General features: G+C 55.9%; 20 protein-coding genes. 14 read left to right on the top strand and 6 right to left on the bottom strand.

Translation table 11 applies throughout. From position 1 onward, the window contains the following. The first annotated feature begins 17 nt into the window (after positions 1 to 17). The 10 genes from KZO25_RS02580 to KZO25_RS02625 all read left to right on the top strand — a co-directional run bounded on the left by KZO25_RS02580 (position 18) and on the right by KZO25_RS02625 (position 10,752). Positions 18 to 1,259 carry an ArnT family glycosyltransferase gene (locus KZO25_RS02580; RefSeq protein ID WP_223135730.1) on the top strand — a complete coding sequence of 414 codons (1,242 nt, stop codon included), beginning with the start codon at positions 18 to 20 and terminating at the stop codon, positions 1,257 to 1,259. A gap of 3 nt (positions 1,260 to 1,262) precedes the next feature. After that, positions 1,263 to 2,375 (top strand): glycosyltransferase family 4 protein, encoded by a 1,113-nt coding sequence (locus tag KZO25_RS02585; protein WP_223135731.1) that lies wholly within the window; start codon positions 1,263 to 1,265, stop codon positions 2,373 to 2,375. Next, complete coding sequence (locus tag KZO25_RS02590; RefSeq protein WP_262488793.1) at positions 2,372 to 3,040, top strand: sugar transferase; 669 nt, start codon at positions 2,372 to 2,374, stop codon at positions 3,038 to 3,040. The genes KZO25_RS02585 and KZO25_RS02590 overlap by 4 nt, the downstream gene beginning before the upstream one ends. Next, complete coding sequence (locus KZO25_RS02595; protein WP_223135732.1) at positions 3,037 to 3,870, top strand: aldolase/citrate lyase family protein; 834 nt, start codon at positions 3,037 to 3,039, stop codon at positions 3,868 to 3,870. Before KZO25_RS02590 ends, KZO25_RS02595 begins: the two co-directional genes overlap by 4 nt. After that, complete coding sequence (locus tag KZO25_RS02600) at positions 3,870 to 4,853, top strand: D-2-hydroxyacid dehydrogenase (RefSeq protein WP_223135733.1); 984 nt, start codon at positions 3,870 to 3,872, stop codon at positions 4,851 to 4,853. The genes KZO25_RS02595 and KZO25_RS02600 overlap by 1 nt, the downstream gene beginning before the upstream one ends. Then, positions 4,840 to 5,913, top strand: coding sequence for a UDP-glucose 4-epimerase GalE (gene galE / locus KZO25_RS02605; protein WP_223135734.1), 1,074 nt, complete (start codon positions 4,840 to 4,842; stop codon positions 5,911 to 5,913). The genes KZO25_RS02600 and galE overlap by 14 nt, the downstream gene beginning before the upstream one ends. Continuing rightward, positions 5,907 to 7,184: a Vi polysaccharide biosynthesis UDP-N-acetylglucosamine C-6 dehydrogenase TviB gene (gene tviB / locus KZO25_RS02610; RefSeq protein ID WP_223135735.1), complete on the top strand. Its 1,278-nt coding sequence runs from the start codon at positions 5,907 to 5,909 to the stop codon at positions 7,182 to 7,184. The genes galE and tviB overlap by 7 nt, the downstream gene beginning before the upstream one ends. A 35-nt stretch (positions 7,185 to 7,219) precedes the next feature. Beyond that, positions 7,220 to 8,251: a hypothetical protein gene (locus KZO25_RS02615; protein WP_223135736.1), complete on the top strand. Its 1,032-nt coding sequence runs from the start codon at positions 7,220 to 7,222 to the stop codon at positions 8,249 to 8,251. Positions 8,252 to 8,663: 412 nt separating this feature from the next. Then, complete coding sequence (locus KZO25_RS02620; protein WP_223135737.1) at positions 8,664 to 9,635, top strand: hypothetical protein; 972 nt, start codon at positions 8,664 to 8,666, stop codon at positions 9,633 to 9,635. A 61-nt stretch (positions 9,636 to 9,696) separates the two neighbouring features. Then, positions 9,697 to 10,752, top strand: coding sequence for a sugar-transfer associated ATP-grasp domain-containing protein (locus tag KZO25_RS02625; RefSeq protein ID WP_223135738.1), 1,056 nt, complete (start codon positions 9,697 to 9,699; stop codon positions 10,750 to 10,752). A gap of 809 nt (positions 10,753 to 11,561) precedes the next feature. Here the strand turns inward: KZO25_RS02625 and KZO25_RS02630 are convergent. The 5 genes from KZO25_RS02630 to KZO25_RS02650 form a co-directional block, all read right to left on the bottom strand. Continuing rightward, complete coding sequence (locus KZO25_RS02630) at positions 11,562 to 12,005, bottom strand: lasso peptide biosynthesis B2 protein (RefSeq protein WP_316935413.1); 444 nt, start codon at positions 12,003 to 12,005, stop codon at positions 11,562 to 11,564. Positions 12,006 to 12,087: 82 nt separating this feature from the next. Next, the gene (locus KZO25_RS02635; protein WP_223135740.1) at positions 12,088 to 12,327 is read right to left on the bottom strand and encodes a PqqD family peptide modification chaperone; all 240 of its coding nucleotides are present in this window, start codon (positions 12,325 to 12,327) and stop codon (positions 12,088 to 12,090) included. A 445-nt stretch (positions 12,328 to 12,772) separates the two neighbouring features. Continuing rightward, on the bottom strand, positions 12,773 to 14,710 hold the full coding sequence (locus KZO25_RS02640; RefSeq protein WP_223135741.1) for an asparagine synthetase B family protein: 1,938 nt from the start codon (positions 14,708 to 14,710) through the stop codon (positions 12,773 to 12,775). Next, on the bottom strand, positions 14,707 to 16,071 hold the full coding sequence (locus KZO25_RS02645; protein WP_223135742.1) for a cobaltochelatase CobT-related protein: 1,365 nt from the start codon (positions 16,069 to 16,071) through the stop codon (positions 14,707 to 14,709). The genes KZO25_RS02640 and KZO25_RS02645 overlap by 4 nt, the downstream gene beginning before the upstream one ends. 301 nt (positions 16,072 to 16,372) lie before the next feature. After that, positions 16,373 to 17,176, bottom strand: coding sequence for an AAA family ATPase (locus KZO25_RS02650; protein ID WP_262488794.1), 804 nt, complete (start codon positions 17,174 to 17,176; stop codon positions 16,373 to 16,375). Positions 17,177 to 17,851: 675 nt separating this feature from the next. On the opposite strand from KZO25_RS02650, the gene KZO25_RS02655 reads away from it, so the two are divergent. From KZO25_RS02655 to KZO25_RS02670, 4 genes are read left to right on the top strand one after another with little or no spacing between them, the layout of a single operon-like run. After that, positions 17,852 to 19,054 carry a nucleotidyltransferase family protein gene (locus tag KZO25_RS02655; protein ID WP_223135744.1) on the top strand — a complete coding sequence of 401 codons (1,203 nt, stop codon included), beginning with the start codon at positions 17,852 to 17,854 and terminating at the stop codon, positions 19,052 to 19,054. 22 nt (positions 19,055 to 19,076) lie between these two features. Next, a complete protein-coding gene (locus tag KZO25_RS02660; RefSeq protein WP_223135745.1) occupies positions 19,077 to 20,906 on the top strand; it encodes an ABC transporter ATP-binding protein in 1,830 nt (609 codons plus the stop codon). A 24-nt stretch (positions 20,907 to 20,930) separates the two neighbouring features. Continuing rightward, on the top strand, positions 20,931 to 22,286 hold the full coding sequence (locus KZO25_RS02665) for an O-antigen ligase family protein (protein ID WP_223135746.1): 1,356 nt from the start codon (positions 20,931 to 20,933) through the stop codon (positions 22,284 to 22,286). Next, entirely contained in the window at positions 22,283 to 22,798 is a 516-nt protein-coding gene (locus KZO25_RS02670) for a zinc ribbon-containing protein (protein ID WP_223135747.1), read from the top strand. Before KZO25_RS02665 ends, KZO25_RS02670 begins: the two co-directional genes overlap by 4 nt. Here the strand turns inward: KZO25_RS02670 and KZO25_RS02675 are convergent. Beyond that, complete coding sequence (locus KZO25_RS02675; protein ID WP_223135829.1) at positions 22,780 to 24,150, bottom strand: hypothetical protein; 1,371 nt, start codon at positions 24,148 to 24,150, stop codon at positions 22,780 to 22,782. The genes KZO25_RS02670 and KZO25_RS02675 overlap by 19 nt on opposite strands.

Below are 24,150 nucleotides of genomic sequence, written 5' to 3' on the forward strand. Positions count from 1 at the left end.
GCAATGACGAGATATTTATGATACCGGCCCTTTTTGTTGTATTGATGTTTTCACTGTCATTTGTTTTTTGTTTGATGGTGTCCATGAAGCATCGCTGGCTGCTATGGCCGATAATGCTAGGCTTTTTATTTCGCTTGTCGTTGATGGTGCTTAACTATTACGGAATTTTTTCACCTCCTGGGGCTGATGGGGATGCCGTTGTATTTACACGAACTGCGTATCAATGGTCTTTGTTGGATTGGGATAGGCTGTTAAATACTTTTAATTATAGTGCTTCCTATGTGTACAGTACCATTGGGGCAGTCTTTCTCAAGGCGTTTGGCTATAATCAGTTCGTATTGCCAGTGCTTAATTTTTTTGCCGGTCTGGTTGGAGTGTTTCTCACGGGGATTATGGCTTATCGCTTGTGGGGGCGAAAGCCGGCAGTAATTAGTTCCTATATTATGGCGCTATTTCCATTCGCGGCGTTTAACTCAGTGATAGCGTTGCGGGAAGAATTTTCCATTGTTGTATTCTTGCTTGGCGTTTATTTCTTTTTGAATTGGGTGTCAGGAAAGGGGACTATCTGGATATTTGCCGCCTTTTCCATGTTTGCTGTGGCATTGATGATACATCCCGGCTGGATCGGGGCAATGGTCGGCATCGCGTTGTACTTGGGCTACTTTGCCTTCAGAACACTGGTTACTTCAATAAAAGGAGGCGCCACGACGCGCCAGGTGGCCAGTAAGTTCTTTTCATCCATAGCGCTTTTCGCTGTGGCTATGCTCATTGTCGTAGGTAGCGGGGGTATCAATCTGGCAAAAGGCATTACAATAGGCGGTGAGGGCGACTCTGAAGGGGTGGATGACCTGATTGAATCTCGCTTTCAGCGTGAAGCCCGCGGTGGTTCGGCCTACCCGGCTTTCGTTGCGCAGGGCAACCCCTATGCGCAACCCTGGTTGATTCCTATGCGAATCGCGTATTTTACCTTTTCGCCCTTTCCCTGGGATTTACGCAGCCCTCGGCAACTGTTGGGCGTCATGGCATCTGCAATGTATTTTTTTCTTGCCTGGCGCCTGTATAAAGGCTGGCATCATGTCAGGCGAAAAGAGGAATGCCTCGCGCTGATGTTCATGGCGGGGGCTTTGATATTTGTTTTTGCCATCGGTGTGACCAATATTGGTACGGCAATCAGGCATCGGACGAAATTCCTGGCAATCTGTACTCTGCTTGCCGCTTCGTCTTTTGATAAGTTGACCATTCGTTTCAGAAGGCATTGATTTGTGGATCTACTGATCATCGCAGGAAACGCACGTTCCCTGATCGCTAACCGTGGGGATCTGGTCAAGGATATGCAGGCCCGTGGATTGGTCGTGGCGGCTGCAGTGCCTATCGCTGACTATCTCCCCGAGGTGGAGGAACTGGGTATTCAGATTTTCCCGATCGAAATGGGCCGGACGGGCATCAATCCGATGCACGATATCAAGACACTGTGGTCGCTTTACCGTCTGATTCGGAGGCTGAAGCCCAAGGCTGTCTTCGGTTATACCATCAAACCTGTAGTTTATGGGAGCCTTGCAGCCAAGACTGCTGGCGTGCCTCGCATCTACTCGATGATTACGGGTTTGGGTCATGTGTTTACCACCGATAGCTCCAGGAATCGTCGGTTGCAGAAGATCGTGTCGCTGCTCTACCGGGTCGGTCTTGCTAGTAACAGCAAGGTTTTTTTCCAGAACCCCGATGACCTTCAGGAGTTTACTGAACGGGGGATACTTGGTGATGCAGCCAAGGCCGTGCGTACCTATGGCTCGGGAGTGGATATGCAGCGCTTTGCGGCCACACCGCTTCCTGTGGGGGAGTTGACCTTCCTGTTCATTGGGCGGTTGTTGACGGAAAAGGGCGTGGCAGAGTTTTGCGAAGCTGCAGGCATGCTTCATGCCGAGCACCCCTCGGTCCGTTTTATCGCAGTAGGCCCGCACGATTCCAACTTGCCTCATTCGTGTTCCGCCGACGATTTGCAGCGCTGGCAGAAAGAGGGCCGAGTGGAGTTCGTTGGTGGGGTATCGGACGTTCGCCCATGGATAGCGCAGTGCTCGGTGTTCGTGCTGCCGTCTTATCGTGAGGGGACACCCCGCTCGGTACTCGAGGCGATGAGCATGAAGCGCCCTATCATTACCAGTGACGCTCCCGGATGTCGGGAAACGGTGGAAGACGGCGTGAACGGCTTTCTGGTAGCACCCCGCTCAAGTGCGCCCCTGCTTGAGGCGATGCGCAAGTTTGTCGAGCAGCCGGCACTGGTATCGCAAATGGGCGAGGCATCGAGGGTCTTGGTCGAACGATATTATGACGTCCGCAAGGTTAACAAAGTGATTCTCGAGGCAATGGAGTTGGCATGAGGGAAGGTATCAAGCGACTTTTGGATGTAATTGCCAGCGGCGCAGGTTTGCTCGTGCTGTCCCCGCTGCTGCTCCTGGTAGCGGTATGGATCAAGCTGGATAGCAAGGGTCCGGTTTTCTTCATGCAGCAGCGCGCCGGGCGCCAGGAGCGGCCATTCAGCATCTTCAAGTTCCGTACCATGCAGCACCGCGAGCCGGAAAGCATCGACCAGCATAAGGAGCAGGTGGTGAGCGCCGGACACGATCTACGGATTACGGGTGCGGGACGCTTCATACGCGCCACTAGCCTCGACGAATTGCCGCAGCTGATCAATATCCTCAAGGGCGATATGAGTATTGTCGGTCCTCGGCCAGTGCTTATGGAGCAGACCGAGGTTGTACCACCGAGCTATAAGAAGCGTTTCAGCGTTCGCCCAGGCTTGACTGGTCTTGCCCAGGTAAGAGGGCGGCGTAGCCTTGGCTGGCTGCAGCAGTTGGCCTACGACGCTGAATATGTCGAGCAGCAGAGCCTGATGCTCGATCTCAGGATTCTGCTGCTGACGGTCAAGGTGGTGGTGATGGGCAGCGGAATCTACGGTGAGCCTGGGCTTAACTGGCGTACCTACCGTGATCGGTTGAATGGACGGCCCCCTCGCGACAGCGATGTCGAAGAGGCAATGCGATGAGCCGGCTCAATTTCATGATGATTACCTCAAGTCCGGATGTGGCGACATTCATCGAACAGCACGGTGTAGCCCGCATCTTCATGGACCAGGAGGTGCTCGGCAAGGCCCAGCGCCAAGGGCATCTGGATACCCACAAAGCGGCTCACTCACTGGAAGACATTGCCGCAGTAGCCAGTGTGCTCCAGCACGCAGAGCTGATGGTACGGCTCAATCCTCTTAATGTGTCGACCCGCCGAGAAGTGGATGCGGCCCTCGAGCATGGCGCCCAGCGCCTGATGCTACCGATGTTTTCCTCACGTACCGAGGTGGAGCAGTTTCTGGATATCGTCAACAGTCGTGTACCGATTACTTTTCTCGCGGAGACGGCTGCCTCGCTGGTGCGGTTACCTGACTGGGTGGGTTTGCTCATGCCGGGCCGCGACGAAGTGCATATTGGTCTTAATGATCTCTCGTTGAGCATGGGGTTGGGCTTTCTGTTCGAGCCTATGGCAGCACGCTTACTGGACCCCACCGCTGCTGTACTTAATCAGGCCACTGTGACGTGGGGTGTTGGTGGGGTTGCGCGGATCGGGCAGGGCGAGCTGCCAGCCGAAACAGTGCTTGGCGAGCACGTCCGCCTGGGATCGCAATGGATCATTCTGTCACGGGCATTCCACGCCGGGGCCGCAACCTCCGCTGGCTTGCTCGCGACACTCGATTTCCCGGCCGAGATTGGCAAGCTGCGCCAGGCTGAAGCGCACTGGCGAAGTGCCGACGATGCAGCGTTACTGGAGAATCAGCAGCAACTTGCCGACTGTGCCTATCGTTTGGGCAGCAGGGGAGGAGAATAATGTCGTTACCGCCTGAGCCTATCCGTCGTGTGCTCTATCTTCAGAAAACCGAGGTTCTGGCGCAGCAGCAAGCGCTGGTGACCCGTACCTTGCAGACAGCGATACCGGCAGCGGAGATCACCTTTGCCGACAGTATAAAGGCGGTGCCGCTGCATGCTGAGGTTGACGTTGTGATTACACCGACGCTCCCATGGCTACCCGATGCGCTGGCAAGGCTCCGGTCGTATCGCTGGCTGCATTTTCTCTCGGCAGGCGTCGAGAAAATCTGGTCGATGGATTTTGACAAGTCCTCGATCTGGATGACCAAGAGCAGTGGGGTTCATGGTCCACCGATGAGTGAATACGCCATTGGCGCCATGCTCTACTTCACCAAGCAGTTTGGTTGCTTTCATGACCAGGCAAGGCAAGCCTTGTGGCAGCGCAGATGGCTGGGTGAACTGACCGGGAGTCAACTCACGGTGCTGGGCCTTGGGCACATTGGCCAATGTCTGGCCCAGCGCGCCAAGGCATTTGATATGCATGTGGTGGGCACGCAGCGCTCGCCGCGGCAGATAGCGGGCGTCGACCGTGTCGTGGCGATCGAGGATATCGGCCCAGAACTGGCACGCACGGATTTTCTGGTCGTGTGTCTGCCGCTGACTCAGGCCACCCATGGCGTGGTCAACAGTGAGCTGTTGGCCCAGCTTCAGCCTGGAGCTGTGCTGATCGACATCTCGCGTGGCGGAGTGGTAAAGAGCGATTCTGTGATAAGCGCACTGGACGCTGGCACGCTCAAGGGGGCTGCGCTTGATGTGTTCGAGCAGCAGCCGTTACCAGCCGACTCGCCACTATGGAAACGCAGTGACTTGCTGATTACACCGCACGTCTCGGGTACCACGCCGTTCTACCTCGAACGAGCTCTGGGTGTGTTTATCGAAAATCTACGTGCCTACCAGCAAGGCAACTCCTTTACCACGGCGGTGAACATTGATGCCGGATACTGATAGTCAACAATGTACGATTCTAGTGACGGGGGGGGCGGGTTATATCGGCTCGCACACCTCATTGGCACTTCTCGAGGCAGGATATGAGGTGGTTGTACTGGATAGCCTCGTCAATGCGTCGCATGAGGCATTGCGCCGGGTAGAAGATATTGCCGGCCGCGGCTTGACCTTTATTGAAGGGGATATCCGCGACCGCGCCTGCCTTGACCAGCTGTTCAATGAGCATGACATCCATGCGGTGATTCATTTCGCGGGCTTGAAAGCCGTCGGTGAGAGTGTCACGCAGCCGTTGGCCTATTACGACACCAATGTAAACGGCTCATTGTCCTTGTGCCAAGCAATGCAGCGGGCCGGCGTTTTCCGCTTCGTCTTCAGCTCCTCGGCAACGGTCTACGGGTCCGATGCGCCAGTTCCATACCGGGAAACCATGCCACGTGGCCGTACCTCAAACCCCTATGGCACCTCCAAGTCGATGGTGGAGCAAGCCCTCGAGGATCTCGTGCTGAGCGATGGTCGTTGGTCTGTAGCGCTACTGCGTTACTTCAATCCGATAGGGGCACATCCCTCAGGCAGGTTGGGGGAGGATCCGCAGGGCATTCCGAATAATTTGATGCCCTATATCGCCCAGGTGGCAGTGGGGCGCAGGCCCATGTTGACTGTTTTCGGCAATGACTATGCGACCGAAGATGGCACCTGTGTGAGGGATTATCTGCACGTCATGGACCTTGCAGAAGGTCATGTCAGTGCGCTTGGTCGCCTGACCTTGCCCGGCACTCATGTCTACAACCTGGGCACCGGCCAAGGTCTATCGGTGCTGGAGGTGGTGGAAGCATTCGAACGTATCAGCGAGCGGCCGATTCCTTATCAGTTTGCCCCACGACGCGAAGGAGACCTGGCGGCTTTCTGGGCGGACCCAAGCAAGGCCGAAAAGGAGCTGGGGTGGCAGGCCAGGCGAGGCCTGGATGACATGATAGCCGACACCTGGCGCTGGCAGCGCTACAACCCCCATGGGTATCGCTCCGAGATCAACTCTACAACACAAGGGATTTCACAATGTTGAGCATGGATAACGTTCGTCTGGGGGTCATCGGCCTGGGCTATGTGGGGCTGCCGCTCGCTGTGGAGTTCGGCAAAGTCATGCCCACGGTGGGGTTCGATATCAATGCCAGCCGCATCCGAGAATTGCGCGACGGAATCGACAAGACCCTTGAGGTGGAACCCGAGCTGCTTGCTCAGTCGACCCAGTTGAGCTTCGAGAGCGAGCTCGAGGCTCTACGGGACTGCAATGTCTATATCATTACCGTACCAACCCCGATCGACAGCAGTCGGAGGCCGGACCTGCTGCCGCTGATCAAGGCCAGCGAAAGCCTGGGGAAGGTGGTAGCCAAGGGCGATATCGTGATCTACGAGTCCACTGTCTATCCCGGAGCGACCGAAGAGGACTGCATACCGGTCATCGAGCGGATTTCAGGCTTGGTCTATAACCGTGATTTCTTCGCCGGTTACAGCCCCGAGCGCATCAACCCGGGTGACAAGGAGCACCGGGTTACCACCATCAAGAAGGTCACGGCAGGTTCCACGCCCGAGATTGCCGATTTCGTCGATGCTCTATATCGGCGCGTGATTACGGCAGGCACCCACAAGGCCAGCTCAATTGCCGTTGCGGAAGCGGCGAAAGTGATCGAGAACACTCAGCGCGACGTCAATATTGCCCTGATCAATGAGCTCTCAATGATCTTCAATCGCCTGGGGCTCGATACCGAAGAGGTACTCGAGGCGGCCGGAACGAAATGGAATTTCCTGCCTTTTCGCCCCGGACTGGTGGGGGGGCACTGCATCGGCGTGGATCCCTATTACCTGACGCACAAGGCCCAACAGGTTGGTTATCACCCTGAAGTGATTCTTTCCGGACGGCGCATCAATGATGGCATGGGGGCCTATGTGGCAGGGCAGTTGATCAAGCAAATGATCAAGAGCCGCATTCATGTCGAAAATGCGCGCGTGCTGGTAATGGGCCTGACCTTCAAGGAGAACTGCCCTGACCTGCGCAATACCCGGGTGGTCGATATCTTCAAGGAGCTGGGTGACTATGATATCCGTGTCGACGTCTATGACCCGCACGTCAACAAGGATGAGGCCGAGCACGAATACGGCATACGTCCGGTGGAGCAACCCGAAGCTGGCGCCTATGACGGTATCATACTTGCCGTGGCCCACCGGGAATTTCGTAACCTGGGAAGCGAGGGCATGCGCGCCTGGGGCAAGCAGGAGCATGTGCTATACGACCTCAAGTATTTGCTTCCCAAGGGCGAGGCAGATCTGCGTCTCTAGGTCAGTCACCTGGTAACGTCACGAGGTGCTGTTGAATGAGTAGAATCCCAACTCCTGATGTACAGGTGGCGCACGCATGCCCTCCAGGCCACGTGAAGGCGACTAGCGCCGAGCGGCGTTCGAATGTTGCCTCGGCTGCAGCATGCTACTACTACCACACCTATGGCTTCGATATCGTTTCGCAGATCAGACTACCCGAGCTGACTGAGATAGCTCCTTGCGAGTCCCCTGATATCGAGATCGTGACAGGTGAAGTGGAAACCACACTCAGGTCCGGAAGGCGGGTCAATCATTGGCTGCAAATCGGTGATCAGCATTGTCATATGTGGGTTGATGGCATTGGCCGCTATCTTATCGAAGGTGGTCAGCGCATCGTGGTGGACCGCAGAGTAGTGGGTGAGCAGACTGCTCCGCCTGCCCCGTCAGACATCCGGGTCTTTCTTCTCGGCACGGCCTTCGGCGTGCTGGCTCATCAGCGTGGCTGGCTGCCGCTGCATGTCAGTGCCATCAAGGCGCCAGGCGGCATCTGGGCCTTCACCGGGGAGTCCGGAGCCGGCAAGTCGACCTTGAGCGCCTGGCTGCATCATCATTATCACTTCCCGCTGGTGACCGATGATGTCGCTATCATCAAGCCCGGGGAGGCCGAGCCGCTGCTTCATGCTGGCCCACGGAAGGTCAAGCTCTGGAAGGAAACCTTGACTGCCTTGCAGCTTGATATGAGCGATGCACAGCGCGACTTGACGCGTATCGACAAATATCACCTTGCTCTGATATCCGACCACGGTCTTGTCAAGGCTGAGCCTCTCACCGCCCTGGTGGTGCTGGAGCGAGCCAGTGCAGGTGAACAAGCCCAGCTCAGCGAGATAACGGGTGCCGAGGCGCTGTATCAGATTGTGGAGTCGTTGTACCGCGCAGAGCTGGGGCGCTCCTACCACTCACCGGAAGCGATGATACGTGAATGCAAGGCGCTGGCAGACCGAATCAAGGTCTATCGTTATCGTCGCCCCTGGGCGCTTCAAAATATGGCTCATTCTCTTGAACCCTTGTTGCAACAGTTGGGGCTTTGACTATTCTCAAGGAGAGATTATAGTGTAACGGGAAGTGTAACTTTGTTGCTCTTGGGAAATATGAAAAAAATAATACTAGGAGGATTAGAAATATGCAGTCTGCCGGAAGTCGCAAGGTGTATGAAACACCAGCCGTCATGGCTATTGGTTCCATGGCTGAGAAGACGGAGTTCTTTGGTTGGAAGCGTTACCTTTGGGAGCGAAAGCTCAACTATTGGGCGTCCAGGAAACCGAGTTACTCCGACGAGCCTGAGTACTCTTGAGTGCCGGGTGATTGTCGCTGAACCATTGCGGCTCCTACGGGGCCGCAATTTTTGTAAATGAGAGTGGTAAACGTCAGTACTAAACCGAAAGACGAGTCGATGGAGCGCGGATAGTGTCTAGCCAAGGAACTGAACAGACGTCAACTGACATGACGCAAGCCGAAAATGAGCGTCGGGGCAATGTACCTCCGAGTAATAAGCGTTACTTCTATCGTACCTATGGCCTGACGATTGCCTCTCAGCTGGAACTCCCCGAACTCCCCAAGGCTGAGGCCACATCGCAGCCCGACGTTGTCGTCCTCACGCCTGGCGTCGCTGAGAAACTCGAAGGGGCTACTTTCCGGAAGGGTTGGCTGGAGATGGGCGATGACCGGTGTCAAATCACTATCGAAGGGGTCGCCCGTTACCGCGTAGAGGATGGGCAACGTATTCTACTCGACCGTCGGGTACCACGGGAGGTCGACCCAGTGGCTGACCCGGGTGACATCAGGCTTTTTCTTTTGGGGAGTGCCTTGGGCGGCTTGCTGCATCAGCGGCATTGGCTACCATTGCACGTCAGTGCGTTGAAGACACCAAGCGGAGTCTGGGCGTTCACCGGTCATTCCGGAGCGGGTAAATCGACGATTGGCGCCTGGCTGCACTATACCCAGAATTGGCCACTAGTGACCGATGACGTCGCCGTCATCAAGCCGCATGAAGACATTCCCTATCTTCACCCTGGCCCACCAAGGGTCAAGCTCTGGAAGGATGCCCTGGCGGCATTGGGTATTCAGACCGAAGGTCTCGTGCGCGACTTGACTCGTGAGGACAAGTATCACTTGATGCTGAATAAGGGATTTCAGGATCATCCCTCCCCCCTCAAGGCGTTGGTGATGCTGGAACGGGCGGAGGAAGGCGAAGCGGCCAGCCTCGAGCGTATCAGGGGAGTGGAGGCGTTCAAGTCGGTGATGGCCACCCTGTACCGGCCCGAAATGGGGACCGAGTTCAATACAGCCGAGCAGTTGATGCGTGAGAGTATCAAACTGGCTGGGAAGATCAGGGTCTACCGCTTTCGCCGTCCTTGGTCGCTCGATCAGATGAATTCCAGCATCGAGCCTCTGTTGCATGAAATTAAGCAGTAAGAGAGCAAAGAGGGAATATTGTGGCCATGCAAGTTGATGTTTGGTGTGGAGAATACCGTTAATGGCATCGGCTACGTTAAAAGGGATGCTGAAGCGGGCTGCACATCATATTCAGCGCGAACGCTGTCACGCGCAGCACACAAAGATGGCGCAATCTCTGCTTGGCAGGATCGAGCAGCGCAACGGAGCGCTTGGCGCCGTTGAGAAACGTAAGGCGCTAGATTATGCACGGGAGGTGCTGGGCAGCGCAAAATATGCACCTTGGCTGCAGGTGTATTCGGCTGTTCGTGGCGCATTCGTGGAGGGTTGGATACCCGGCGACTACTATCAATGGGTAGTTCTGCCGTCAAAGAACGGCCAAATAGGCCAAGCGACGAATATCAAGACACTCACCAATCGCTTGCTGAACACGCCAGCTCTACCCGATATCGCCTACCTGATTGATGGTATCGGCTATGATGCTGACTATATCGTATTGCAGAAAGATACGCTGATCCAGCTTCTATTCGCCGCAGAGGACCGTGTATTCTTTAAACCCGACCGTTCTTTTCAGGGCCAAGGTATACGCATTCTCGAAAGGGGCGATGTAACGCCTGAAATTCTATCAAATTTTCCGGATGGTGTTTTCCAGCATCCGATCACTCAGCACGACGTCCTCAATGGCCTGACGCCAGATTCCACGGCCACACTAAGGCTTACTACGGCCAAGACGCCAGGCGGGAAAATTGAATTACGAGCAGCCGATCTAAGATTGGGTAGGGCGGGTGATCGCTTTGTGAGGGCAGTGAGCGAAATCAGGGTGCCAGTTGACAGGTCGTCGGGGGCGCTTTATTCCCACGGATTCATGTCTGACTGGGGAGAAGTTGAATTACATCCTGATACAGGAAGTTTCTTCAATAATATCGTTATTCCCAGCTTTCATCAGGCCGGTGCAACATGCTGCCGCCTCCATCAAGATTTTCCCCATCTTGGTTGTATCGGCTGGGATGTTACAATAGATAAAAACGAAGAAATTAAAATAATGGAGTGGAACGCGAGGCACAATAGTATCGTTTTCTCTGAGGCTACAACGGGTCCGAGTTTTTTAGGCCTTGGCTGGGAGAAGCTTTGGCAATAGTAATGCTGTTTTATAAAGGCAGTCATATGGCTACGCAGTCATACAATTAAAGTATGGCTGCGTAGTCGTGCTATTAAAAATGGTTTAATGTGCGTACTGCATAAACCACTAGCATCCGTGGCTATAACCATGCCGTCCATGGCAGATAATATTATGCAGTACGCAATAGTTAATTTTTTGTTTTATGACCCTGGTTTATAAGCTGTGTTATCCTGACCTCGAGGTGTGTCTGCGTTGGGAAGATCTCCCGCTTGAGTAATTTCGGCAGGCGAGCCTAAGGCTACGATAGCCGGTGCTACATAAGTTTCCTTTTCATTACTGTTCATGCAACTTCTCCTTTCGATGAGAGTACAGCCATCACTTTGCTGTTGGCTTGCTACCTTCCTTAGTGCAGCTGTCCTTTGATGAATGTCATAGCTCAGGACACCATCAAATTACATTCCGCAACATCATCCTAGTCCCAAGCTCAACTCTCATCAAGCATCATAGTCGGTTTTTTTTGTAATTCAAGATAAACAAGGAGGTTCTTATAAAGTGCTGCCTGAAAGTATTATAAGCTGTCTGGCTTGGTTTAAAAAAACAGTGGAGAACATATCTTTTGTTATAATACATATTTCATTGATGACTCATCATGCTGTGTTAAAAAGGCTGATTTATTCTTGGCTTCTTGATATGAAAAACCTCAGCCTTCCGGCTGGTTCCGGTCGGCGTCAGGCAGCAGGCTGGATCTTTGTCGGCACACAGGGGGAAAAGTACAGGTGAGGAAAAGTGGGGTCAGGGGAGGTGGTGTGTATACGCTGCGTAAACCGTCATTTCGACGTCAACCGGGGCGATAGATAGCAACCGACCACAGTGAACTGATCGAAACCAGAGCCCCCCGTGACGGCCACCCGGCCAGTTGCAACCCAAGCATGTGCCTTGTACTCATGTGTCTCGAGGTCACGCATCACGCCAAAGTAGAGGGAGTAGGGGATGCGATAGAGGCCCAGCATCAGACGTGCGGTGACCGCCTGGGGAAAGCAGTTTGAAACCCAGGGTGTGTAACGTGCCGCCAGCCTGATGGCCTGGCCTATCTGTGCCGCTTTCGCTTCCTGAGCCGGTGTCAGCAGAGGACTGTACGACGAGATACCCACGGGCCTGCCGAGATGTGGCGCGAGGCGTCGAAACGAGAAAACAAGGATTGCCAATCGACTTGAGCCAAGCAGGATCCAAAGCACGGGGAGCCACGTCTTGGCAAAGCGTGGCTGCCGCACGAAGCTGGCTGTCTTCCGCTTCAGCTTGCCTATCAGCCTTGGGTGAATGTTCGGGGTGCGAGTTGGCAAGGTGGCGTTGCCTCTACTCAACGACTTCAATCAGGTCGATTTCAATAAGATCGTTGACGAAAGTCGACATGTCGTAGCGGCATGTCTCCGGGTCTGTCTCATATTCACTGCAGATCACCTCGGTGATGCCATCGATCGAGATCGGTTCTTCAAGCAGTTCCCAGACTCGTGATCCCACACCTGTAATACCATAGTACTGACCTTGATCAACACCCATCATCACGACATCTCCGTCGATATTAGCCGCGATCATCTCAGGATTTCGTTTAAGAAGAGTATTAGAATTAATCGTAGAGGATGGCATATTTCATACTCGGAGTGATTAAGAAAAGCATCTGTTATCAGAAGCTGACTGTTTGCCGTGGCTGGTTGCGCTGCCGTATTCGTGTATAGAAGCCGCATATTGCCACGTGGTGGCAATATGCGGCTAGTTCAGCAGACATCAACAAAGGCGGAGCTTAGGAGCCCGGCTTGTTGGCAGAACCGTCTGTACCTCCAGGAGTATCAGCTAGTGGAAGGCCGCCGGATTCGGTGATGTCTTTCAGAGCGCCCAGTTCCTGAACGGAAGGGCTTGCATAGGGTTTGCGATCCATCTGAGTCATATGTTTCATCCTTTGGTTGCGTTGCCGGAATGAGTGGCAACTGCTCCAGTATAGCGACAGGTTGAATAGTCATCTACCTATCAATTTTACATCGTGTTACTCATTTTCTTCATCAGCATAACGTATGAAGGTCCCGACCGATAAACCCCTGAGCAGTTTGAAGCGATAGCGTCTCTCGATTCTAGGGGTTTCCCAACCACTCTCTGGCCACTCATTTAACGCCTTTTCCAGAGACGCCAGATCGAGATAATTCCCAACACTGCCGTGAGCCTTCAAACGTTCCAGTTCGGCGCGTAACTCTGGCAAGGCGCGTTCTGTCTGCTCATACCAGTCCGCTGCCTGTAAACCACGGGTTTTTGCGTGCAGGATCTCGGGAGGCAGAACGTCGGCCATAAGGCGTTTCAGCAGCCATTGGGGCTGACCATCCCCCAGGTACTGGGCATGAGGCACCGCTAGGCAGAACTCTATTAGGCGAACATCGGCTGCCGGGTCACGATACTCCACGCCGTCTACGTTGGCGGCAGCATTGTACTCCCCGGTATCGGACAGATAGAGCGTGTTGATTCGATACTGGCGCCCGTTTGAGCTTGGCTGATAGCTAAGGTCGAACCCGATCTCCCTGGCGCGTTTGCGCGTATCTACGCGATGAGACAGTTCTGGGTTGATAGCGGAGTGGCCCGTGAGCTCCCAGGCTCTACCACGATGTTTTTCAAAGAGTTGCCATAGGCTTCTGGGTATGAGCGGCGCAGCACATACTTTGACCATCTGCCGCCAGGTCATGGTGGGGTGGCGATGCTTGAGGTCCTTGTAGGCCCGCCAGAGCATTGCCCAGCGGCCTGAGCGCAATAGTGATGCCAGGTAGTGTATTCCATCGTAAGAGATGCTGAGATTGCCCTTGTCGGCGCACAGCAGGACTTTCGCACCACGCCTTGAGGCATCTTCACGGATGGCCGCCGCCCAGGCTAAGTTGCAGATATTGAGAGGGGCTCTATCGAGCTCTTCGGTCTTTGCGTGAAGGTTGTCCAGGGGCGAGGTGCCGTCGGTCCGAATCAGAACATGTTCGATATTGTCGAAGCGATCGGCCACCGCACGTGCTGCAGGCCCTTCGTCGGCATGCCGTCCGGTAGGCACAGGACCATTGAACCCTTCCCGCGGAACGGCTGTATAGGCAATCAGTGACTGCTGTCTTTTGCTCAGCAGCCGAGCGGCAAAGGCAGTGATGGTAGTACTATCCATTCCCGAGCTGAGGTGGGTGGCAACTGGACCAATGGCGCGCAGGCGGCTGGCCACGGCGCGGTCAAGGTGTTCGCGCAGCGCCTCGACATAGGCTTCATCACTATCGAGGTGTATCTCGTGATGGGGGTCGAATCGGTGGTAACGATGCGCACTGACCTCTCCGCCTTCCAGTACCACGACATGTCCTGGCTCCACGCGGTACACCTCCTTGAACATGGAGGCGGGTCCGGTCATGGGTAACAGGCACAAGTAGTCATGCAGCTGTTCTTCATTGATTGCCTTGGTTAGGCCGGGTATGGCGAACAGGGCCTTGGGCATGGTGGCGAAACCGAATAGGTCGTCGCGCCTGTACCAGAATAGCGGACGCATACCAAGAGGATCACGTGCAAGCCAGAGTCGACTGCGATCAGGCTGCCAGCAGGCAAGGGCGAAGTCGCCAAGCAGGTGTTTTGGCGCGTCGACGTCCCAGTGCAGACAGGCGCGCAGTGCCAGGCAGCTATCAGCCATCAATGCAAGATCATTGCTGCCAACCCCAAGCGCCTCGGCCAGTTCCTCGCGATTGTCCAGCCGGCCCTCAAAGACCATTGCGACATTTGCCGAGGTGTCGACCAGCGGCTGGCGATCCAGGCTGTCTTCCGGCGTTGTTCGTAGCAGTGTGCGAAGCAGGGCGCAGTTTTCCCTGTGCCAGCTGTGCTGAGCGTCTCTGCCGTATGGGGTCAGCAGTACTTGCATCCGATACAAGGTATCGCGATCGACTGGTTGGTCGTTGAGCTGGACAATGCCGGCTATGGCACTCATGGACGTGACTCATCTGGCATGGCTTGAGTGAGGAGGTCACCCAAGCGTTCGTAGAGGGTTTCGGCAATGGCCTCGGGGTGACGCACAGTCAGCGCCTGGCGATAGAAGCGTGCCACATCCTGACCGGTGCCTACGGCCGCGAGCGTGATCGGGCTATGGTCTATTTCACGGATGATATGGCGTAGATGTTGTTCGAGAAATGCGCGGCCGTTGGCCTGCGCCGTGGCCTTGTCATAGGGGGCGCCATCGGAGAGCACCATCAGTATCTTGCGAGGCTGAGGTTGCCGGATCAAGCGTTTGGCTGCCCAATACAGGGCTTCACCGTCGATATTTTCATGACCCAGTTCATCTCGCAGTAGCAGGCCCAATTGTGGCCGGGCGCGGCGCCATGGCTGCTCGGCGGTCTTGTAGATAATATGTCGAATGGCATTGAGTCGGCCCGGTGCGTCGGGCGAGCCGTTCTGTTGCCAATGGAGGGTAAGGGGGTTGTTGGCGTTGAAGCGGGTGGTAAAACCAAGTACTTCACAGCGTATCTGGCAAAGCTCAAGGGTGTGTACCGCCAAGTCGATGACAATAGCCGCCATGCGACGACGCTGTCCACGCATCGATCCTGACTGGTCCACGAGGATGGTAACGCAGGCTTCAGGGACGGGTGCCTCATTTTCGGTGCGAAATATACGCCGGCTTGGGTTGTCACCGATCAGCCGTGCCAGGCGGCGGCTATCGAGGCGACCTTCGTCCTGATCGAACGACCAGTGACGTAGCCGGGCTGCCATCAGACGACGCTGGAGTCGATGGGCAAGCTGTCTGACCCGGCGGCGATCGAGGACATCAAGGCTCTTGAGGGCGGCCGCGTCCTCGCTGCGGTACCAGAAGCTTGCCGGGTGCTCTTCATCCCACGCACGTGAGTAGACCGCATAGTCTTGCTTGATATCGTCACGTTCCGCTAACTCATCAATGCCCTGCTGTGAAGCGATAGCCTTGCCTTCAGTATCTTCCTCGGAGATGGAATCGTCTTCCGGTGGCTCGCTCACAGCGTCACTGTGCAGGGTGAGCGAATCGTGAGCCGAGTCGGAGTAATACGCTGTCAAACGCTTCACGAGGGGGGTCAATATCTCGCTGAAGGTGTTGCTATCTTCGAGGTGGTGCGAAGCCATCGTTAGTGCCTCGATGACCTCACTATCCTGCAATGAGTGCTCCCCTGCGGTAGTCGCAGGAGCATCATGAGTCCGCCACGGTGTGAGCAGTCTGGCCAACCATGCCTGGTCTCTCGCTTGTGGCATGCTGGGCTGTTCGAGAATGGGAGAAGTATGTGCTCCTGCCGAAAAAAAACCGCGGGCTGCATGATAGAGCGCTGCCATTGCGCTATCCCTGGGTGCCGTGGCGGCCGGGTGCGCCAGATTGCTGGAGATTCCCGGCAGGTGATGTCGAGCCAGGGTTTCTACCCGAGCCCGCTCGATAACGGCGTACCAACACCATTCTGAGTGAGAAAACCGACTATCCTGGCCCGGATCATGCCAACGCCGCCAAGCAGCCAGGGCATCGGCTTCGCTGCGGCCGGAAAGAGCGGGTGGGGCGGCGGTGCCTAGCTGCTGTATGGGGGGATGACCAGCACCATAGGTGCGTGACCATGCCGCCACCAACTCTCTAGTCCGCCTGGCGTCAATAGATGTCGGTGACATGGTGGGAGCCTCGCAGCAATTCTGTATCGAAACAGCGCTGGTAAAGCTCGGCTACAAGTGGCCGCTCTGTCTCGTCACAGCGATTGACGAATGCCAGTCGCAATGCCTCTTGCGTGTCGTCGATAAGGCCGATGTTTTCTCCCCAGGATACCAGGGTGCGCAAGGAGAGCAGTGACGAGAGGTCGCCCTGATTGAATGCCTGTCGCGTGAGTCCGGCAAAGGTCACCATGCGTTCGATGGTCTTTGCGTTCAGGGAAGGCAGGCGTGATTGGATGATGTCACGCTCTTGTTCGGCGGGCATGTAGCCAAGCTCGGCCACCACATGCCAACGGTCCATTTGTGCCTGATTAAGCGCCTGGGTGCCTGCGTAGAGGCCGGTGGCATCCCCCTGGCCGGCGGTGTTTGCTGTAGCAAACAAGCGAAATGCAGGATGCGGTGTGATGACACGGTTCTGATCGAGTAGCGTGAGCCGGCCATGGCTCTCTAGCAGGCGCTGAATGACGAACATCACATCGGGGCGACCCGCATCGTACTCGTCGAAAACGATGGCTACCGGCCGTTCAAGTGCCCAGACGAGGATGCCCGGTACGAATTCGGTGACTTGTTTGCCATCACGTATCACGACCATGTCGCGACCTATCAGGTCGGCCCGCGTGATGTGACCATCGAGGTTGATGCGAATGCAGGGCCAGTTAAGACGCGCCGCTACCTGCTCGATGTGGGATGACTTGCCACTGCCATGAGGGCCATGCAGGTAAACACGTCGATTGTGCGCGAACCCCATCAATATCGCTTTGGTGACGTCTGGCATGAAGCGAAAGGCAGGGTCTGGGTCCGGGGCGTGTTCTTCAGGTTTGCTGAAAGCAGGAACGGGCCACGGCAAGGGAAGCTTGAACGTATGCGCGGTATCGCAGAATGTGTCTGGACTCGAAATGGCGTCAGTCATGGCCGTTCGGAAGCATCCTGTTTGAGGAACAGAACGGAAGTGCTGTCTCTAGCACTTCTGCACGTTCAAATGGTTTGTAGAGCTAACCTAGCAGAAGGCTTGATGAACGGGCAACGCTGTCAGAAGAAATGTGTCCTTTTGTTAGTTTGCATGGATTTTTGAACAAGCTTAGTGAGACTCAGACTTAGTACTATTATTCTAATACTCCCATGTGCAGGGCGTTACGGTAATACTGCACGCCCAAATGCCAGTTGACTGCTAGGCTATCATTTTGTCACTAGACTGTTACTATTGTTGTCGCGGCATGGTGCTCGTTCATCTTCCAGCCAACGGCGCCCGTCGCGGTGTGCAACGCTCCGATGGCTTACAGAAGTGCTCGTATCCAGGATGCTTGATGGAAAGTGGCGCCAGGCACATGTCAGGGATTTTGACCTGCGCAGTATGGCAAGTCATTGATAAAAAGGCGCAAGTTCAATCAGCTATCAGCGCCGTGCTCAGTATGGAGTGCTCGTCATGACGGTTTCACTTATCGCTCCAGCCCAGCTGGACCCTTGTTTGCGGCTGTTGATGTTGCTGGCAAGGCTGCACCTGACCGAGGAGCAGTCTCGTGCAGCACTCGCCCTTTGTGAGAGCATTGATGACTGGGAGATCTTCACCCGGCGTGCTCAAGAGCGTTTTATCCTTCCTCTGGTATACCGTCACCTGCGTCGTCTGTCGCCCCCTTCACTGGGGGAAGAGCAACTGGAACTCATGAAGTTGCACTCGCTCCACGTACTGCAACACAACCTGAACGTGACAACCGCCTTGCGAGATCTGGCCAAGGAGATTCTGCACCCGCTCGAACTGCAGCATGTGTTCTTCAAGGGGCCGACGCTGGCCGGGCGGTATTACGATGAGCCAGCTATGCGCTTCTGCCAGGATATTGATGTGCTGATCCCGCGTGAGCGGATGGCGGAGCTTCTGGGTGCCGCCCTGAAGAATGGCTATACTCCCCTGGACCCTGCGGCGTTGTCGGATGACAGCACCAGCCTGGCCTTCGTGGCGCGGGTCCAGAAAGTCGTGACCCTCGTCTCACCTCGAAACGTGGCAATCGAGTTCCACCAGCGGATCGACAATATCGGCACGATCTACGATTCCCGTCAGCTGTTGACGCTGGCGGAACCCATGCGCATGGCTAACAATTATTTTTCTGTGATGCCGACTGCAGAACTGTTTGTCTATATTTGCTGGCACCATACCAAACACTACTGGTCGCACCTGCACTGGCTGGTCGATATGGATGCCATCCAGCGTCATCCAAGTTTCGACCTGGATGCCGTGCTTGCCTGCGCAGAACGGCGTAACTTGCGGACTACCGTGGAAGCTTCTCTAGAGCTGTTCAATGTATTGGCGACCCCCGGGCCATGGCGTGAGGAGGAACTGTCTGAGCGTGGCAAGGACATGCTTGTCATGGCATTGAAAGCCATGCAGGGGGGCCATCAGGTCGAGCTCAGCATGCGTCGGCAGAAAGTTACCCCTGATTTTTCCTTCAGCTGGCAGGCCAAACCCACTCAGTTGTTGCATTGGAGGTTGCTGGGCTGGACTCGCTTGTTCCGCCCCAGCTACGCTGATTACCAAAGTTGGCCGCTTCCACCTGCGTGGCAATGGCTCTATCGTGTTACCCGCCCATTTCGAGAGTCCTACGTTCGCCTGACTTCAGGTGGTTCCGATAAATGAACATGACTGATAGCGACTGCTCATGATCCAGACCGACAAGATTCTCGCACCGTTGTTTTCACTGCGCCGCATTTTGCCGATTCTCTGGCAAAGCAGTCGCAAGTGGACGGTGCTAAGTACCCTGTTGATGGCTTTGGAAGTGGCATTTGGGTTAGCGGTGCTCTACCTGCTCAAGCAATTGGTAGACGTCGTCACTCAAATGCTGGGGAGTGCAGATTCAGAAGGTGGGCTGTCTCAGGTCTTGCTGTATGTGGCGCTAACCGGGGCCTCTACGGTTGCATTCATCACAGCACGGGGACTGTCAAACCTCGCTCGTGAGGCACAGGGGATGTTGGTCGCCGACTTCGTTGATCGCGAAGTACATTCGCGGGCAGTAAGGGCAGACCTGGCCTTTTATGAAAGTCCAAAGTACCACGATACTCTTGAGCGGGCGCGGCAATCAGGTAATCAGCGGCCTGCTCAGGTGGTCAGTAACTTAATGATGTTGAGCAAGAACAGCCTGATGCTGGCAGCTGTGGTGGTATTGATTGTCACCATCAACTGGCTGTTGTTGCCAGTTTTGTTGATAGCCATCGTACCTGCGCTTTTGGTGAGAATCTATTTCACTCGATACTTATATCAGTGGCAGCGACGCCGCACTCAGATGGAACGCCGAGCGGGCTACCTGGACTGGCTGATGACCTCTGATATCAATGCCAAGGAGTTGCGTCTCAATCAGTTGGGAGACTATCTGCGTAACCAGTACTCCAAGTTGCGGGGAACGATTCGCAGGGAGAAGCTCGCCATCACCAAGCGGCGAACCATGGTTGAACTGGTAGTGGCCACCATTGCCTCGGTTGCTTTCTTCGGCTCACTGGGGTTTCTCGCCTGGCAGACCGCGGAAGGTCGCAACAGTGTCGGCGACCTGGTGCTGTTCCTGTTGATTTTCCAGCGTGCCCAGTCAATGGGGCAGGAGCTGGTCCAGCAGCTTTCCAAGCTCTACGAGGATCACCTCTATATTGGTCTGCTGTTCGAGTTTCTGGATATCCGCCCCTCGATCGCCGAGCCCGAGCAACCTGTGCAAGTGCCCAGTAAGCCAAGCAAGGGAGTCTCTTTCGAGAACGTCGGGTTCTCTTATCCTGGTACTGATATCCCGGTGTTGAGGGATATAAATTTGACGATCAGGCCCGGTCAGATAGTCGCCTTGGTGGGTGCGAACGGATCGGGAAAGACGTCGTTGATCAAGCTGTTATGCCGGCTATATGATCCAACATCGGGTAGAATCACACTTGACGGCATCGATGCACGAGAGTTTGGCATCGAGGAGTATCGCCGCGTTTTCAGCGTTATCTTCCAGGACTATACGCACTATGCGACCACAGTACGTGACAATATTCGCTTCGGTGATATTCGAGAGCCCGAGGACACCCCGGCAGTGAGGGAGGCTGCCATCAATGCTGGTGCGGCACCGTTTATCGATACCCTCAAGATGCAGTATGATACTCCCTTGACCAGGATGTTCGATGGAGGGCAGGAGCTGAGTATCGGTCAGTGGCAGAAGATCGCGCTGGCACGAGCCTTCATGCACCGTTCCAATATCATTATCCTCGACGAACCGACCAGTGCGCTGGATCCGGGCGCAGAGTTCGAACTCTTCGAAAACTTCCGTGAACGAATCGATCATCGTGCAGCGCTTGTCATCAGCCATCGTCTCTCCACGGTGAGAATGGCGGACTATATTTATGTCATGGATAAAGGGCAGATCTGCGAATCCGGCACCCATGATGAGCTGATCAGGCAGCAAGGGATCTATTGCGGCCTGTTCAAGCGACAGGCACATCACTATCGGGAAGTCGATGCCGAAACTCCCTGAGCAAGCTGGGGCGGAATGTGCGTGATGATTGAGCGAATGGTGTGCCGAGCCAACGATGTGCTGCTGTTTGCCTTCGTCGCCTTGTTGATCGTGCTGCCCGAGGCTTACTGGTTCGTTGCTCTTCTGAGCCTCGTGGTATTTGCAGTGGGTTTCGCAATACGGCGTGGCGTAACGCCATGGCGGTTGGACCGGGATGATGCCTGGCTATGCCTGGCACTTGTGTTCTATGGCGGTATTTGGCTACTGGATGTTTGGCGTTCAGGCTACTGGCCGAGGGTAGATGGCGCCGGTTATCAGCTTCTGCCGATATGGCCGCTTGTGGCCGCGCTGATACTGGTTGGAATGCGCTGCTATCCCCCCAATCCCCGTATGCTGTGGTGGGGAGCTTGCTGCGGTGCCCTGGGAGCGGGAACCATAGCCCTTTACGAGCGGGTCGTGTTGGGCGTGGAGCGTGCCAGTAACGGCATGAACGCCATCCCTTTCGGCAACCTTTCATTGCTGCTTGGTTCGCTATCCCTGCTAACGGTGCTGTGGTGCTTGCGTCGTCAAAGGCCCCGGCATGTGGGCTTGTTGATATTGGCGATGCTGGCTGCTCTCCTCGGTCTGTTGGGGTCGTTGCTATCGGGAACTCGAGGTGGATGGGTAGCGTTACCCTTTGTCCTTTTGATTGTCTACCGTGCTGCGCGGGACCTCCTGCCTTTGCGTCATCTGCGGTTAGGCGCTGGCGGACTGGTATTGCTGATGCTGGTACCCATCTTGTTGCCGCAGAGCGGTGTGAGCGAACGTGTGGGCCAGGTCGCTGATGATGCTCAGCGCTACTGGCAGCGTGGGGATGCCGGTAGCTCTCTGGGGATGCGCCTGGAACTCTGGCGCGCTGGCGTAATGCTGATCAGCGAGAAACCGCTACTGGGTTTCGGCGAGCACCGCATGGAGAAGGCGCTGGGCGATCTGGCAGAAGAGGGGCGAGTCTATGATCGGGTGGTTATCCACATGCAGCTGCACAACGAGGTCATCGATACGGCTGCCCGACGCGGGCTGTTAGGTGCTACCAGCCTGCTGTTGCTTTATGGCATTCCACTCTGGATATTCTGGAAGAAGCTGCGCCGGGCTGGTCATGAACCCGGCCTCCAGGTGCTTGCGGCAGCAGGCATGATGGTGCCGGTGGCATTTTTTGACTTCGGACTCACCCAGTCGATGCTGCGTGATCTGCGGGGGTTGAGTGGCTATTTGGGGCTGTGTGTCTTGTGTTGGGTGGCGCTGCGTGCGTATGAAGAGACACTGCGAGCGTTGCCAATCAGTTCGCCTCCATTGCATAGAACCCCTTATATTGCAGATGATAAGGGCGAATTAATCGTCCAGCGTTCAAGGAGCAGATCATGAGCGAACGTACCGACCCCCATCGCGAACATCGCCTGCGTGAAGGCTATGAGCGATTGCTGGCTCGTATGCAGGAGGGTGCCCGTGACCTGACCTGGGAGAACCTGCAGCATGAACTCGACGAGGCGGTGGAGTTCGAGGCGGAACTCGAAGAGTTCACCAAGGATGAGTTGGCCCTGCTGCGCGCCTGGGTCGAGCGTGACCTTGTTGACATGCGCCGCTACCTGAACGCCGGTGGCCGCAGTGTCGCCACCTGGCTCGGGATCGATCTCGATCAGCTGTCCCGTCGGGTGGTGGAGTCGCTGCTCTCCATTGCAGACCGCAGCATCGTCGACAATGAACGATTGAAGGAGGACCTGGAAGCCGCCCGGGCCGATTACTGCGAAGGCGAGGTGGCCGCCCCGGGGCGCATGGCTTGCGTTCACTGCGATGCGGTGGTCGAACTCGAAGGTGTGACCCGCATCGAGCCCTGCCACCAGTGTGGGCATCGCTACTTCTATCGCGTTTCCGAGTAAGTGTGTCCGGAATAAAACGCCAGAGCGGTCTGTGAAACTTGGTCCAGCAGCAGTATGGCCCCAATCACCAGGCCGCTCATTACCAGCGCGTAAACCAGGTTGTGTTTCATCATGCGGTAGCCGCTGACGCCGTAACGTCCCTGCAGGGAGAGGTTGATTCCCGAGAGCGGTCCTACCGATGTGCCGACCGCCCAGGATGCCAGGGCCGTGAAGGCGAACAGGGTCTGGCGGTCTGCACCCAGGTCGAGCATCGAGGCCAGGACCGAGACACCGATGATGGGATGCAGTCCGGCAATGGCGCTGGCGACAATGGCTAGAAAGCTGAGAATCGCCTCCCACGCGCCGAAGTGGACGAACAGGGTCCATTCACTGCCTGTCGCCGCGGCGATAGCGGTTGATAGGCCAAGGGTCAGCAGCCCAGCTGACAGGAACAGCGCAATCTCCCCTCGCATAGCTGGCAGCCGCATCAAAGTGTGTTGACGAACGCGGTAAAGTGTCCAGCGCGGGCCGGCCGGCAGGTTACTGGCTAATGCCACCGCCGGCAGCAAGAAGGTGATGATGCTGACGATGCCGAGCTCTGGAGTCAGCTTGAAGTGCCATAGCATTACCAGGCTTGCCATGGTAACCGGCATCAGCAGGCTACGGGGCGATAGCGAGAATCCTGCCACCTCCGCAAGATCGAAGCGTCGTGACAGTTCGAGTGTGGTGAGAACACCGCTCAGCAGGGCCAAGGGTAGTCCGATGATGAGTACCCGCGAGTACTCCATGTCGGGCGCAAGGGTCATCACGACGCCCATGGAGGCGAAGAAAGGTGACCACAGCGCGGCGCTGGACAGTCCACGGTTGAGGGCCAGCAGCTGGGGCGTGGTCAGCGGGGCGCGCCGTTCCAGGCGGTCTCCGATCATGAAGACCGTTGATAGGTTCAGGATCGTGCCGAGCAGATGGACACCGAGCCAGGTGCCGAGTGTGCCGCGTTGCCCCGTTACCGGATGGCCGAGCGGGCGCTTCGAGCCGCTCCGATTTCCGAGTATTCCGATGAAGCTTACCCCCACCAGCATCGCGACCACATGGGTATTGCCGCTGGTGATGGTGGGCCATGCTATTGCGGCCTCGTAGCGCCAGCGGGATGTGATCAACAGCCCAAGGCCTATGATGGTCAATGCCCCGGCCTGCCAACGAGTGCGCCTGGGGATGTCTGGCCACAGCAACAGGGTAGCCAGCCACAGCGCATAGCCGACGCCATGTGGCAGTATGACGATTCCGACAAAGGCGAGGATCTGCTGCACCAATCCAAGCAGAATCAGCACACCCGCCAGGGCATGACGCAGGGACGTCGGTGTTGAGTCGGGCAG

This window comes from Halomonas sp. ANAO-440 (assembly GCF_019915905.1).
Taxonomy (GTDB): domain Bacteria; phylum Pseudomonadota; class Gammaproteobacteria; order Pseudomonadales; family Halomonadaceae; genus Halomonas; species Halomonas chromatireducens.